Here is a 14,476-nt window from a genome sequence, read left to right on the forward strand (position 1 = left end):
TACAATGATTAAAGTAGGTATTAACGGTTTCGGCCGTATCGGACGTATGGTGTTCCGCGCTGCAGTTAAGAACTTCGGCAATGATATTCAGATCGTAGGTATCAACGACTTGTTGGATGCTGATTACTTGGCATACATGCTGAAATATGACTCAGTACACGGTCGTTTCGATGGTACAGTTGCTGTAGAAGGTAACAACCTGGTAGTAAACGGTAACAAAATCCGTTTGACTGCAGAAATGGATCCTGCTAACCTGAAATGGGACGAAGTTGGTGCTGACGTTGTAGTTGAATCAACTGGTTTCTTCCTGACAGACGAAACAGCTCGCAAACATATCCAGGCTGGTGCTAAGAAAGTTATCATGTCTGCTCCTTCTAAGGACGCTACTCCTATGTTCGTTTATGGCGTTAACGACAAAACTTACGCAGGACAGGACATCATCTCTAACGCTTCTTGTACTACTAACTGCTTGGCTCCTATCGCTAAAGTATTGAACGACAAGTTCGGTATCGTTAAAGGCTTGATGACTACAGTTCACGCTGCTACTGCTACTCAGAAAACAGTAGACGGTCCTTCTAAGAAAGACTGGAGAGGTGGCCGTGGTATCCTTGAAAATATCATCCCTTCTTCTACAGGTGCTGCTAAGGCTGTAGGTAAAGTTCTGCCGGTATTGAACGGTAAACTGACTGGTATGGCTTTCCGTGTTCCGACTTCTGACGTTTCTGTTGTTGACCTGACAGTAGTTCTGGAAAAGGCTGCTACAATGGACGACATCAAAGCTGCTATGAAGGAAGCTTCTGAAGGCGAATTGAAAGGTGTACTGGGTTACACAGAAGATGCAGTTGTTTCAACTGACTTCCGTGGCTGCTCTAACACTTCTATCTTCGATGCTAAAGCAGGTATCTCTTTGGATGATAACTTCGCTAAGATCGTTTCTTGGTATGACAACGAATGGGGTTATTCAAACAAAGTTTGTGAAATGGCTCGCGTTATCGCTGGTAAGTAATCAAATACAAATCAGTATATGGAAGCCGTCCTCTGCAAAGGGGACGGCTTTTTTTATTATCTTTCATTTTATTCTGCGCTCGGTTTGCACTATCTTTGCTACCCTATGAGAACATATCAACTTATAACGATACTTGGACCGACGGCTTCCGGCAAAACGCCTTTTGCAGCAGCATTGGCCGACCGGCTGGATACGGAGATTATCAGTGCCGATTCCCGCCAGATCTATCGCGGCATGGATATCGGAACGGGTAAAGACCTGGCTGATTATACCGTAAACGGCAAAGTGATTCCTTATCACCTGATCGACATCTGTGATCCGGGATATAAATATAATGTATTCGAATATCAGCATGATTTCTTCCGGGCTTACCGGGCGATACAGGAAAAAGGGAAACTGCCGATTCTGTGCGGAGGTACAGGGATGTATATCGAAGCTGTATTGAAAGGATACAAACTGCTGGATGTTCCGCAGAATCCGGAATTAAGAGAGTCGTTAAAGAATAAATCACTGGCTGAACTGGAAGAGATCCTGACGACTTACAAGGTGTTGCACAATAAGACGGATGTCGATTCGGCACAAAGGGCGATCCGTGCCATCGAGATTGAAGAATATTATAAAACGCAGGCTCCGGATGCGAACGAGTATGATCCGATAGATAGTCTGATCATCGGCATAGACATCGACAGGGAGCTACGGAGGGAGAAAATATCCAGGCGACTGCGTGCCCGCCTCGACGAGGGCATGGTGGATGAAGTAAAAGGTATCATTGCTTCGGGTGTCAAGCCGGAAGACCTTATTTATTACGGTCTGGAATATAAATACCTTACATTATATATTATAGGTGAACTTTCTTACGAAGAAATGGTTTCTCAATTAGAGATAGCCATTCACCAGTTTGCCAAACGGCAAATGACCTGGTTCCGGGGAATGGAACGCCGGGGATGCACCATCCACTGGGTCGATGCAATCCTGCCGACAGAAGAGAAAATCGAAAGGACATTGGAGTTATTAAAACAAGAATAATTCCTTTTTAGAAATAATTGAACTACTTTTCCCTTGATGGAAAAGTAGTCAAAAGATCAAGGCTTAACCGGCTTCACTGCTTCGGTGAAAGACTACGCTGAAAAATCCGAAACTCGCTGCGCTCAGACAACGGATTTTTTTAACCGCTTCGTCTTCCCCCTTCGCGGACGTTCACCCGCTTAGGCCTTTCCTAGGAAGCTCCGCTTCCTTTAAAGATTGCCGATACCGACACCTATTTGTTATAACAGGACTTTTATGCTATAACAAGTGTTTTCGATTTTAACAGGCAGTATCGGCCATCACAGAAGAACGCTTTGCGTTCTATGAAAGGCATCAGCTGGTGAGCGTTAAACGCAGCAGCCGGAGAGAGCGTCCGGAGCATCCGCTGTTTGAGCGAAGCGAGTTCGGAGGCGACAGCGATCGCAGGATGCGAAGTAGCGAGGCAGGTGCAGCCTTGAACTTTTGGTTACTTTTCTTTCAAGAGAAAAGTAACATTCAATTTTGATAAATACTGAAATAAAACAACATAACGATTATGATAACAGTTAACGATTTTAAGAATAAAGACAACTTCTTCCTGATGGCCGGTCCATGTGTGATCGAAGGGGAAGATATGGCTCTGCGCATTGCAGAAAAGGTTGTGGGTATCACCGAGAAGCTGAATATTCCCTACATCTTTAAAGGCTCATACCGCAAAGCGAACCGCTCCCGCCTGGATTCATTTACCGGGATCGGCGATGAAAAAGCCCTGAAGATCTTACGCAAGGTCAGCGAAACTTTCAACGTTCCGACCGTAACGGACATCCATGAAACACACGAAGCAGCCATGGCCGCCGAGTATGTCGATGTCCTCCAGATCCCTGCTTTCCTGTGCCGTCAGACCGACCTGTTGGTTGCCGCCGCCAATACAGGAAAAATTGTCAATATCAAAAAAGGCCAGTTCCTTTCTCCGGGAGCCATGCAGTTTGCCGTACAGAAAGTGGCCGATGCAGGAAATGACAACGTTATGATCACCGAACGAGGCACGACATTCGGCTACACAGACCTGGTTGTCGACTATCGCGGAATCCCGCAAATGCAGGAATTCGGTTACCCGGTCATCATGGACGTCACCCATTCCTTACAGCAACCCAACCAGACATCTGGCGTAACAGGTGGTCTGCCTGCCCTGATCGAGACAATAGCCAAGGCCGCTATCGCCGTAGGAACCGACGGACTATTCATCGAAACTCACCCGGAACCCGCTAAAGCAAAATCCGACGGAGCAAACATGTTACAGTTAGACTTGCTGGAAGGTCTGTTAACCCGGTTAGTACGTATCCGTGAGGCGATCAGGAAATAAGATTCCAATAAGAAAAAGGGGGATATAATGCCCCTAAAGAAACATACGGACACAAAAAAAGGAGCCTCATACCCGAAGCTCCTTTTTTAATGTATTATTCTTATTATCCCATTTTACTGATCTTCCTCAGCTTATCCTCATCTATCAGCTTGATCTTCCGACCGTCGATAGCGATGATGCGTTCAGCTACAAAAGTAGATAAAGTACGGATAGCATTGGAAGTGGTCATATTCGACAAATTTGCCAAATCTTCACGCGACAGGTAAATACTCAAAGTAGCCCCGTCTTCTTCCAATCCATAACTATCTTTCAGGAATAACAAAGATTCTGCCAGACGACCCCGGATATGCTTCTGCGTAAGGTTAACGGTACGTTCATCCGCAACCCCCAGGTCAAACGACAACTGGCGAATAAAGAACATGGCCAGGTTAGGGTTACCCATCAACAGCTCAGTAACCACTGTCATCGGTATCAGACAAACAACAGATGCCTCAAATGCAGACGCATTCGTCAGATAATTTTCCTGAGCAAAATTAGCACGGTAACCAAAATACTGTACAGGCTTAATCATCCGGATGATCTGGCTACGACCGCCAACACCTTCCTTAAAGATTTTCACTTTGCCTCTCAGTAAGCACATCATGTCCCTTGGTTCGTCGCCCTCGCAATAGATCAACTCGTTACGTTTGAAATGCTGGATCGTCGAATTATTACGGAGAATGTCCCGTTCCTTTTCGGTCAGAACTCTCCATACTTCTGCTAAACTGGCCGACAGATCGACCTCTTCTTTTTGTTGCTTAACCACGACTGTTTTATAACATACTTATGAAGCACAAATGTACAACTTTTCTTTTGAAATAGTAAAATATTTGATACTATAAATTGTGTTCCCGGATACATTTTACTTTCTTTTGCTACTCATTTCAATTTTATTCGTTACGTTTGCATCAAAAGGGGTGATAATTTGTTGAAAAGATACGTTTTGATATTTACTCTGATTTTATTGACTATAAATGCTCTCGCCAAAGCGGAAAGCAATTATAGAAATAAGGTGTTGCCCGACTTAAAGGAGAAAACAGAATCGTCTGTAAAAGCGGATTCCATTATGGAAGAGGTGATTAAAAACGCCGAAAAATACCAGCATGTCCTCTCTAGGTACGAAGCGGAAATATATATAAAAGGACGGACGGAAATACTCAAACAAAACTTTCTGATGCGTTTCGCCCATCATCTTTTCCCTGTAGACCGGAAAAATAAGGATATGATCTTCGAGATGATCAGCGATTCCAAGTTCAACGCTCCCAACAATTTCCTGCATAACTTCCGGGCTGTAAACGGAAACAGTATTCCCAACAGCAAAAAGCAACAGGAAGCACTGGGATTCCTCAACCTGAATGTATATTCCTCCACCATATACAACGAGGGTATCATCACCCCCATGACCAAGCAAGCATCCAAATTCTATACATTCGACCTGGAAAGTGTAAGCGATACCAGCGGACTGAAGATTTATAAAATACGCTTCATGCCGAAGTTATGGAGCCAGAAACTTATCTGCGGCGACCTGTATATCCGTGACCAGTCCTGGATCATCGACAAAATAGATGTAAACGGACGTTTCGATTTCGCCGAATTCAACCTGGTCATGACATTCGGACGCGATTACCGACGCTTTATCCTTCCGGATAAGGCGAGCCTATATCTGCGTTACCATGTTCTGGGGAATGCCATTGCTACCAGCTATCATTCTTCATTCACTTATAAAGCGGTGGAATGGGTGGAAGAAGATAATGAAACTCAACAAAAGAGATCACTGGACCTGACTGGATATTATAAGTTATCTTCAGATACGGTCCCAATTATCACAGACACTGCTTTCTGGAACAAAGAACGGGATATTCCTTTAACAAAAGAAGAACAATCCTTATACCATATAGACAGTGATAACAATGAGCAAAGAATAGACACTGCCAATATCACGAAATACCTGAAACTGACGGAGAAGTTCACGAATACGATCAGTATGGATTATAAGACCACCCGTCTGAAATATTCCGGGATATTCAACCCTTTCCAGTTGGGATATTCAGGACATAACGGTATTACTTACCGGCAACGTTTGCGCATCAGCAAGACATTCGACAAAGACCGTCAGATCCGCTTCCGCCCGGATATCGGTTTCGTATTCAAACGGAAAGAAATCTTTTTCACCGTGTCCGGAGACTGGGAATATCTGCCGGAGAAAAAAGGCATATTGAGCCTCTCGATCGGTAATGGTAACCAGAGTTACTCTTCAGCCATTATGAAAGAGATAAACGAGCAGTTGAAAGATTCCACATTCAATTTTGACGATTTGAATCTGGAATACTTTAAACATTATTATGCAGAGATCCGTAACAATATTGAGTTGTTCAACGGTTTTCAAGTCTGGGCAGGTGCAGCCTATCACCGCCGCATACCCGTAAAAAAGAAAAGCCAGATACCCAACCCCGGAGAAGGCGTTGAAGAAATCATCAATGAGAACTATCATGACTTTACTCCCGTCATCGGCATTTCCTATACGCCACGCCAGTATTACTGGATGGACGGATATCGCAAAGAATATCTGTATTCCTACTATCCGACCATCTCAGTCGAATTTGCCCGTGCAATCCCCGGAGTAGGTAAAAGTTCCGGCGATTACGGACGGATCGAAGCGGATATTCACCAAAGCATTGCACTCGGTTTGTCCAGAAAACTCAATTATCACATCAGCGGAGGTATTTATCTGAATCCCAAATCTATTTACTTTGCCGATTTCCGTTATTTCTCACGCCGCCAGTTCCCGGAATCGTGGGGAGATGAATTCGGAGGAGTATTCAACCAGCTAAGGAGTTTCTGGTTCAATGCATCCGACAAATATGTGCAAGGACATATTATGTACGAAAGTCCCTTCATCCTGTCACAACTTTTCAAGAAGAAAACATCTAAGTACATTCTGTCTGAACGGTTTTATTTCAGCCAACTGTGGACACCCGTTTTGCCGAGTTACACAGAGGTGGGATATGGTTTCGGTAACCATATTTTCAACGTTGCCGCCTTCGCCGGATTCGATAGATGGAAATACCAGAATATCGGCCTCAAGTTTGCCTTCGAACTATTTTAATAGGACATTTGTGGGCGGACGATCATTATACCGCTGTTACGCTTGATACTTTCCACGTATTCCTGTAAAGGAGCTTCGTTGACTATCACTTTCTTTTGCGTAGTAGATGCATGGATAAAGGTCAGTTCATCCCCTACCCGGTAAACAATGCCGACATGAGAAATGTCCAGCCCTTTGATAGTCGTGACGAAACAGACGATGTCTCCGTCCTTTATTCCTTCTGCCAACATGTTTATATCCGATTCCGGAATATAATAATAAGGACGGGCATTGATCTCTTTTTCTTTTGCTGCGATCCGGGCAACAAGTTCCGGATGCTCTTTCAAAGGCTTATAACTATCCGGATGTGTAGACATGAAGGATACGTCGACAGGCAAGGAGACTCCTCCTATTTCCCGGGTAGCATCTTTTACTATTCCTTTTCGTTGGTTCTCAAAGATCCAGTCTGTCGTATAATGCAAACGGTCGGTATAATCAAGGATTTCCCCGTTACGATAACGGATCGTTTGCAGGTTCTTACAAAACTCATCAAAAGACGGGGTAGCTGATTGCATAGTCTTCGTTAAAGCGACAACATTCTCTACCAATGTCATACAATCCATTTCGCGAAGATTGATCACCAGGCCTTCGGGTTCCTTTTCCAATGTGGCTGCCACATAAGGCGCATCCAGGAAGAAACGGGCTGTCTTAACCATTAACTCTCCGGTTGGCAACGACTTCACCGGAGTCATTTCTGAAAGATAGCGGTCAAAGACAGCGCGGTCCTCATCGGTACAGTATAGCTTATCAGCAGCCTGTCCACGGAAAAAGAGAAAGCAGAAAAAAAACAATAAAAAGATTTTATTCATATATTCATTTATTATCAGAATTGAACTATCCTATAATCAAAGTGACATGACTATTACAGGTTCATTTGCCGTTGGTTTTAACCAACGGTCTACAGATTGTATCCCTTTTTTGGCTTTAGCCGCATTTCTCTTAAATAGTAAGACTGTTTAAAATGGGACTAAAGTCCAATGAGATAGATCATTTACCAATCCGTCAGCTGAAGCAGACGGCAAATGAACCTGTAACTAAGTATGTCTTATTGATGACTGAGACTTATGCTCAGATAGGTTCAATTATTTCTATATATTGACTCATATTCTCATCATTTTCCCCATCCATAAGAGGAGATTTCCCCTTTATACCTTCGTTTTCAGTAACTCCTCCAACTTAATCAATTCATCCCTGAACTGGGCGGCCTCGATAAAGTCAAGCTTCTTGGCAGCCTCCGTCATTTGCTTCTTCGTTCGTTCGATCGCTTTTTCAAGTTGCGGACGGTTCATATACTTAACCACCGGATCGGCAACCAGGCTTGGTTCCGGTTCGACATAAGCATACGGTTCTGCTGTGGCCGGTTGCTGTTTCTCACCCAGAAGAGATACACTCGTCTTAATAACCTGCCTCGGGGTAATCCCATGCTTTTCGTTATAGGCAAGCTGCTTCTCCCGGCGGCGGGTTGTCTCATCCATTGTCAGTTGCATGCTGGCCGTGATCTTATCTGCATAGAAAATTACTTTTCCGTTCACATTACGGGCAGCACGTCCGGCTGTCTGCGTCAGGGAGCGGTGGGAACGAAGGAAACCTTCTTTATCCGCATCCAAAATAGCGACTAAAGAAACTTCCGGCAAGTCCAGTCCCTCACGAAGCAAGTTCACCCCGATCAGCACATCGAACAAACCTTTCCGCAAATCGTCCATGATCTGAATACGTTCCAATGTATCTACATCGCTATGGATATAATTACAACGTATTCCCATCCGGGTCAGATAAGCAGTCAGTTCTTCTGCCATACGTTTGGTCAGGGTCGTTACCAGGACACGTTCATCTTTGGCCGAACGCAGGGTTATCTCTTCCATCAGGTCGTCGATCTGGTTCAATGTCGGACGAACTTCAATGACCGGATCGAGCAGTCCGGTCGGACGGATCACCTGGTCGACAACGATTCCCTCACTCTTCTCCAACTCATAATCGGCTGGCGTCGCACTGACATAAATAGCCAGCGGAGTAAGCGACTCGAACTCATCAAACATCAGCGGACGGTTATCCATCGCCGCAGGCAGGCGGAAACCATATTCCACCAGGTTCTTCTTACGGGAATAATCCCCTCCGTACATGGCTCGTATCTGGGGTATCGTCACATGGCTTTCATCGATCACCAACATAAAATCTTTCGGGAAATAATCGAGCAGGCAATAAGGACGCTCACCGGCCATACGCCCGTCGAAATAACGGGAATAGTTCTCGATGCCCGAACAATGTCCCAGCTCGCGGATCATCTCCAAGTCGAAAGTGACACGTTCGTATAAACGTTTCGCTTCATAGTGCTTGCCGATCTCTTTCAGGAAATTCACCTGTGTACCGAGATCGACATCGATCTGGCCGATCGCCGCATTGATACGCTCTTGTGTAGTCACGAACAGGTTTGTCGGATAGATATTCAGCTCATCCTGCTCATCTATCTCCTGCCCTGTCTTCGGGTCGAAAGAAGACAAACGGTCGATTTCGTCTCCCCAGAATTCAATACGGTAAGCTACGCCGTCGAATGACTCGATGGCGGGGAAAATATCGACCGTATCGCCGTTCACACGGAAACAACCACTGTTAAACTCCAGCTTGTTGTTCACATATAAAGCATCTACAAACCGGCGCAACAGTTTATCGCGGTCGATCTGCATACCTTTTTCCAGATGCGTCACCTTCTCGGCAAAGGCTGTCGGGTCCGCCATACCGTACAAACAGGATACGGAAGAAACAACGATCACATCTTTCCGTCCCGACAATAAGGAAGCTGTGGTACGGAGACGCAGTTTGTCTATCTCTTCGTTGATCTGCAAATCCTTCTCGATATAAGTATCCGTAGAAGGCAGGTAAGCCTCCGGCTGGTAATAATCGTAATAGGAAACGAAATACTCTACGGCGTTATTCGGGAAAAAGGCTTTGAACTCGCTATACAGCTGCGCAGCAAGTGTTTTGTTATGACTTAGGATCAGGGTCGGTTTCTGTACCTCCTTGATCACATTGGCAATAGTAAATGTCTTTCCCGAACCTGTTACTCCGAGGAGCGTCTGGAAAGGCACACCACTCTGAATGCCCTCCGAAAGAGCCGCTATTGCTTCCGGCTGATCCCCCGTCGGGCTGAATGGTGAAGATAACTCGAAATTCATTATTCGTATAGTCCTTTTTTAGGTATAACTATCCAGAGTATCAAATAAGCTATTACCCCGGAAAACACAGTAAATATACTCAACAGGATATAACCGACGCGTACCAGTGTCGGATCCCAGCCAAAGTAATCGGCTATGCCGCCGCAAACTCCGGCAATCATTCCGTTATTCGAACGATAAAGTCTTCTTGGTGCTTCTTCCATGATGCTTTATTTTATTTTGTTTTTGTAAAGATACTATTTAATCTGTATAGCTGAAGTAATCCGGTTACAAATTGAACCAGTAATTCATCTTCAACATAAAAGTATTGGTTGCCGGAAGTCCGAACATACGGTCCAGGTTACTACCCCAGCCATCTATCTTCAGGCTTTCCTGGTTGGACATGCGGTGTTCCCAGACAAAATACAAGGTAGAACCCGGCAAATATTCCCAACGTGCCACCAGGTTGGAGCGGAACTCGTTAAAGCTGAAATCCGGATTCTTAAAGGAGGCTTCACGACCTTCGCTCTTGATATGATAAGTTCCGTCAGCATAGTTGAGTTCATCTCCGGAAAAGATATGGAAACGCTTGTCATAAGTATGAGACTTCGTATCGGCAGCCTCTTTAAAATCGCTGAACTTCGCCGTAGAAGTAAACGGGGAACCGTAGAACTGGATAGAGATATCCGGTGTCACGTTCACCTGCAACCTCATCGTTACCCCGTATGTTTTCTGATCCATATGCCCCATCAGGTAGATCAATGAAGGATCATCCTGAGCAGATGAGGCAGCCGACGATTTCAATGTGCCGACATACTGCATATTGTCCGTATTCCAGGCATAATCTACCTGTCCCGATAAATAAACATGGTTGCCTAAACGGAAGGTAAGACTAGGCGACAGCGTATTAAAACGGTTATAGCCGTCCAGGTTATGATTTCCTTCATATTTCAGCATAAACATCATCCGTTGGGCTTTGTCCGTATTCACTTTAACCGAAGTCTGGAAATAAGGATTCAGGCGCATGTCGGGACCACCACGAAGCATACGGCTGTCCAGGCGGTTCCAGACAAATGTTTCTTTCATATCCATCTCATAACGGTTCATCGTCATGCTTTGCCAACGAAGGGCCGCATCGTTACTGAAAGGTGTTCCGCCATAATTCCATTGGTTCTTCTGAGTCAACGTAAACGCATTATACCGGAAATGCTTCCAGATATCCGTTTGACGGTAAGCCACTTCCGTCTCGTTCGTCCGGTTGTCCGTCTCCTTCATATATCCCATATCGTTCAGGTCGAAGCCGGGAGACGACCAGCTGAATGTTTCGGAAAAAGCCCACTTGGCATTCCCTTTACGTCCGGCCTTCACATAACCGCCAGTCCCGTTCAAAGAGCGACGCTCCGGGTCCACGCCTAAATAACCGGCAGCAGACTCCCGCTGATAATAATGAACCGGGTTCGTTTGCAGAACGGTTATCGCCTCCTTGCTGCCGTTCAAAGAACTGAACATTCCTTTTACATCTATATAATAAAGGCGGTTATTGAAATACTGCGTAAAATCAACTCCGGCCGTAAACGCATTACGCACCATAAAATCTTCCAGGTAAGGCTGGTCGAGTGCACGGTTGACAGAGGTAAGCATTCCTCCCAGCAAACTGTTTCCTTTCCAGTTTTTCTGGACACGTGCCACCGTATAATTGGTCAGGGGTTCCACAACTTCGACATCCTCTATCCCGCTACGGGTTACTTTGGCGGAAGACCGGGCTGTTACACTCTGCACGACTCCCAGGGTTACACCGTGCCTGTTCGTTCCCGTCAGTTTCAAAGCACCAATGATCGGCACATTGTCTTTACTGTCGGCGAAACTATTTATATTATCAATACCCAACGGAGTATAAGACGGTGCAGCACCGATACGGCGGGTGTAGAACATCATGTCGCTACCGTTGGCAAAATCCAGGATATGTTTTCCTTCCAGGAAGAAAGGACGTTTCTCGTCATAAAAGGTTTCATAAGCAGTCAGGTTCATCACCGAAGGGTCCAGTTCCACCTGTCCGTAATCAGGATTGACAGTCAGGTCCAACGTAAAATCGGAAAGAGCGAATTTGGCATCCAACCCGATATTACCTCCCCAGCTATGTCCTTTCTGATAAGGACTGCCGGGTATCTTCGGTTCATTCCGGTATTTACCCATTACATAAGGAAGAAATTCTATTCCGCGCGGTTTCGGCAGATCGGTCATTCCGTGCATTTCCCCGAAAGAAAAGACATGACCGTTATTCTTCAAAGGGATCATACTCCAGTTCTGCACCTCATTGTTCCGGCGGATAATGCGACGGACATGAAGTCCCCATATCCCATCGTCCGAAAGCTGGTTATAACGTAACTGGCTGAACGGGATACGCAACTCTGCCGTCCAGCTGGAGTCGGCCATATCGATATGGGTCTTTCCTTCCCATACGGCATTCCAGCTCAGATTGACATTCAGCTTATCGGTAACGACCAGGTCGGTCTTGTTTCCTCCCAGATTGATGTTGAATTCCGGAGCCGCCCGGTAATCATGATACGTATCGAAGGCCACACTGATAAGGTCTCCCATGCTATTATCGTCGCGGTTGCCGATAAAGCGGATCATCTTTTCCGGATGGCTATCTTTACAATAGACACCGACATAGATGTATTTATTATCATAAAACAGCTTTACCCGGGTGGGAGAAGCCGGTATCTTCCGTTCATAAGGGATAATCTGGACGAAACGGTCAGACCATTCTCCCTGCTTCATCCAGAAATCTTCATCCAGGCGCCCGTCCATAACCGGCTTTGCTCCTGTTACCTTTGTTATATTATAAACCCGCTTGTAGGCTTTGTCAAAGGGGACAATAGAATCCTGTTGTGCCTTACAAAAAGCACTGGTAAACAATAAAAAGGCAACAAAGGACAATCGGTATTTCATTTTCTATTACAGGTAAGCTGCCACTTTTTTACGATCCGTCTCCACTGTTTCAAATTCCGAAGAAACAATACTGCTTCCCATCGGAACGTTCTCATTCCGGTATTCCATCCGGCTGTAAACGATGCTGCGGGCAGAAGTATGGAACTCTTTCGCTCCCGTTTCCGCTTCTATCTGTGCGATATTATTTTCCCGTACGCCGCAACCCGGCATGACGATGATACGTCCGTCGGCACGTTTCACCAGTTCGGCGATCAGAGGAATGCCCTTTACAGCATCCGACTGCTGGCCGGAAGTCAGGATACGGTCGCAACCTAACTCTATCAGTTGCTCCAGTGCAGCGAACGGATCACGGCACACATCAAAGGCCCGGTGACAAGTTACCGACAACGGTTTGGCAGCCTCTATCAATCTCCGCATCAGAGGTATATCGATGTCTCCTTCTTTTGTCAGGCATCCGAAAACAACTCCATGAACTTTCAGCTGTTTACACAGTTCAATATCCAGCAACATAGCATCTATCTCAGCCGGAGTATACAGAAAATCACCACCACGCGGCCGGATAATGACATTTATATCAATAGAAGAGGTTAATGCCTGAGCTGTCTTGATCTCGCCATAGCTGGGAGTCGTACCTCCTTCAGGAATACCGGCACATAGTTCCACACGTTTAGCGCCTCCTGCTTCGGCTTCCACACAACTTTGAGCTGAATTGGCACAGATCTCAATGATACGGGTTGGTTTCATATATATCTTTAATTATGTTTGTTCTTTTTCAAACACAAAGATAAGGATTATATTTGAATCCCGATTTACAATTCATGCAGACATAAGTCAGTTATGTAAGTATTATGATTACATTTGCGTTCAGTAAAGCAGCAAGACGATGAACTCAGAAAAACTAAAGGGCCATATATTGATTCTGATAGCAAATATAATGTTCGCTATCAATATGCCCATTTCCAAATATCTGTTACCGGCTCATGTGCAACCCGAGGCACTTACCATTATGCGAATGGGGTCCGCCTGCCTGCTCTTTTGGATTGCCTCGTTGTTTACTAAACGGGAAAAGGTTACAATGAAAGACCTCGGCATGCTCTTTATCTGTGCCCTTTGTGGCGTAGGTTTCAATCAGGGATTATTTATCGTCGGACTCAACCGGACATCACCGGTCGATGCGTCCATCATTGCGACGGCTGTCCCTATCTTCGTCATGCTGCTGGCTGCCGTTATCCTGAAAGAGCCGATCACGAAGATGAAAGCATTCGGTGTATTATTAGGATGTTGCGGAGGCGTTTCCTTAATATTAGCATCCACGCATAGCCCCGGACAGGCCAGTGGCCTTACCGGAAACCTGATGATCACAACCAGTGCGGTTATCTATTCGATCTATCTGGTCTTATCCAAACCTTTGAGTTTACGCTATTCGGCCGTGACAATGATGAAATGGATGTTTCTTTTTTCCACACTCGTATTGTTGCCATTCACTTACCAGCATGTGCTTGAGACACCCGCCTTCCAACGGGAAGTATTCGACATGAAAGAGATCGGAGCCATCAGTTTCGTCCTGATAGGTGCTACATTTATTCCTTACCTGCTGATCCCGATGTCTTTGAAACGTATTCGCCCCACAACAGTCAGTATGTATAATTATGTACAGCCAATCATTGCTTCGCTGATTACCGTTATGGTGGGACAAGATACTTTCTCCTTCCAAAAAGCATTGTCGGCAGTCCTTGTTTTTGTTGGGGTTTATTTAGTGACTCAAAGTAAAAGCCGGGCCGACCTGGAAAAGGAGAATCGCTAAAAAAGCTTTCGCA

Annotated in this window: 12 protein-coding genes; 6 read left to right on the forward strand and 6 right to left on the reverse strand. The window is 45.4% G+C overall.

Annotation, left to right across the window (positions count from 1 at the left end; genetic code table 11):
- Nucleotides 1-4: 4 nt before the first annotated feature.
- From gap to kdsA, 4 genes are all read left to right on the forward strand, one after another.
- Nucleotides 5-1,006 (forward strand): type I glyceraldehyde-3-phosphate dehydrogenase, encoded by a 1,002-nt coding sequence (gap, locus tag DWX23_RS11160; RefSeq protein WP_122354085.1) that lies wholly within the window; start codon nt 5-7, stop codon nt 1,004-1,006.
- A 105-nt stretch (nt 1,007-1,111) separates the two neighbouring features.
- Nucleotides 1,112-2,032 (forward strand): tRNA (adenosine(37)-N6)-dimethylallyltransferase MiaA, encoded by a 921-nt coding sequence (gene miaA / locus DWX23_RS11165; RefSeq protein ID WP_122354158.1) that lies wholly within the window; start codon nt 1,112-1,114, stop codon nt 2,030-2,032.
- 340 nt (nt 2,033-2,372) lie between these two features.
- Nucleotides 2,373-2,537, forward strand: coding sequence for a hypothetical protein (locus tag DWX23_RS24865; protein ID WP_158607067.1), 165 nt, complete (start codon nt 2,373-2,375; stop codon nt 2,535-2,537).
- Between the two features lie 30 nt (nt 2,538-2,567).
- Nucleotides 2,568-3,374, forward strand: a complete 807-nt coding sequence (kdsA, locus tag DWX23_RS11170; RefSeq protein ID WP_122354086.1) for a 3-deoxy-8-phosphooctulonate synthase — start codon at nt 2,568-2,570, stop codon at nt 3,372-3,374.
- A gap of 103 nt (nt 3,375-3,477) precedes the next feature.
- Here the strand turns inward: kdsA and DWX23_RS11175 are convergent, their stop codons facing one another.
- Nucleotides 3,478-4,179, reverse strand: coding sequence for a Crp/Fnr family transcriptional regulator (locus DWX23_RS11175; RefSeq protein ID WP_122354087.1), 702 nt, complete (start codon nt 4,177-4,179; stop codon nt 3,478-3,480).
- Between the two features lie 162 nt (nt 4,180-4,341).
- Here DWX23_RS11175 and DWX23_RS11180 point away from each other — a divergent pair, with 162 nt between their 5' ends.
- Entirely contained in the window at nt 4,342-6,519 is a 2,178-nt protein-coding gene (locus tag DWX23_RS11180; protein ID WP_199673269.1) for a DUF5686 family protein, read from the forward strand.
- Here the strand turns inward: DWX23_RS11180 and DWX23_RS11185 are convergent.
- The 5 genes from DWX23_RS11185 to DWX23_RS11205 form a co-directional block, all read right to left on the reverse strand.
- Complete coding sequence (locus tag DWX23_RS11185) at nt 6,516-7,367, reverse strand: N-acetylmuramoyl-L-alanine amidase-like domain-containing protein (protein WP_122374531.1); 852 nt, start codon at nt 7,365-7,367, stop codon at nt 6,516-6,518. The genes DWX23_RS11180 and DWX23_RS11185 overlap by 4 nt on opposite strands.
- Nucleotides 7,368-7,703: 336 nt before the next feature.
- A complete protein-coding gene (gene uvrB / locus DWX23_RS11190; protein ID WP_122354090.1) occupies nt 7,704-9,728 on the reverse strand; it encodes an excinuclease ABC subunit UvrB in 2,025 nt (674 codons plus the stop codon).
- The gene (locus DWX23_RS11195; protein WP_122354091.1) at nt 9,728-9,931 is read right to left on the reverse strand and encodes a PspC domain-containing protein; all 204 of its coding nucleotides are present in this window, start codon (nt 9,929-9,931) and stop codon (nt 9,728-9,730) included. Before DWX23_RS11195 ends, uvrB begins: the two co-directional genes overlap by 1 nt.
- Before the next feature lie 64 nt (nt 9,932-9,995).
- On the reverse strand, nt 9,996-12,659 hold the full coding sequence (locus DWX23_RS11200; RefSeq protein WP_122374532.1) for a DUF5916 domain-containing protein: 2,664 nt from the start codon (nt 12,657-12,659) through the stop codon (nt 9,996-9,998).
- A 6-nt stretch (nt 12,660-12,665) separates the two neighbouring features.
- Nucleotides 12,666-13,403 carry a copper homeostasis protein CutC gene (locus tag DWX23_RS11205; protein ID WP_122374533.1) on the reverse strand — a complete coding sequence of 246 codons (738 nt, stop codon included), beginning with the start codon at nt 13,401-13,403 and terminating at the stop codon, nt 12,666-12,668.
- 139 nt (nt 13,404-13,542) lie between these two features.
- Between DWX23_RS11205 and DWX23_RS11210 the strand changes: the two genes are divergently transcribed.
- Nucleotides 13,543-14,463, forward strand: a complete 921-nt coding sequence (locus DWX23_RS11210) for a DMT family transporter (RefSeq protein WP_122374534.1) — start codon at nt 13,543-13,545, stop codon at nt 14,461-14,463.
- Nucleotides 14,464-14,476 lie beyond the last annotated feature (13 nt).

Source organism: Parabacteroides sp. AF18-52 (assembly GCF_003479145.1).
Taxonomy (GTDB): domain Bacteria; phylum Bacteroidota; class Bacteroidia; order Bacteroidales; family Tannerellaceae; genus Parabacteroides; species Parabacteroides faecis.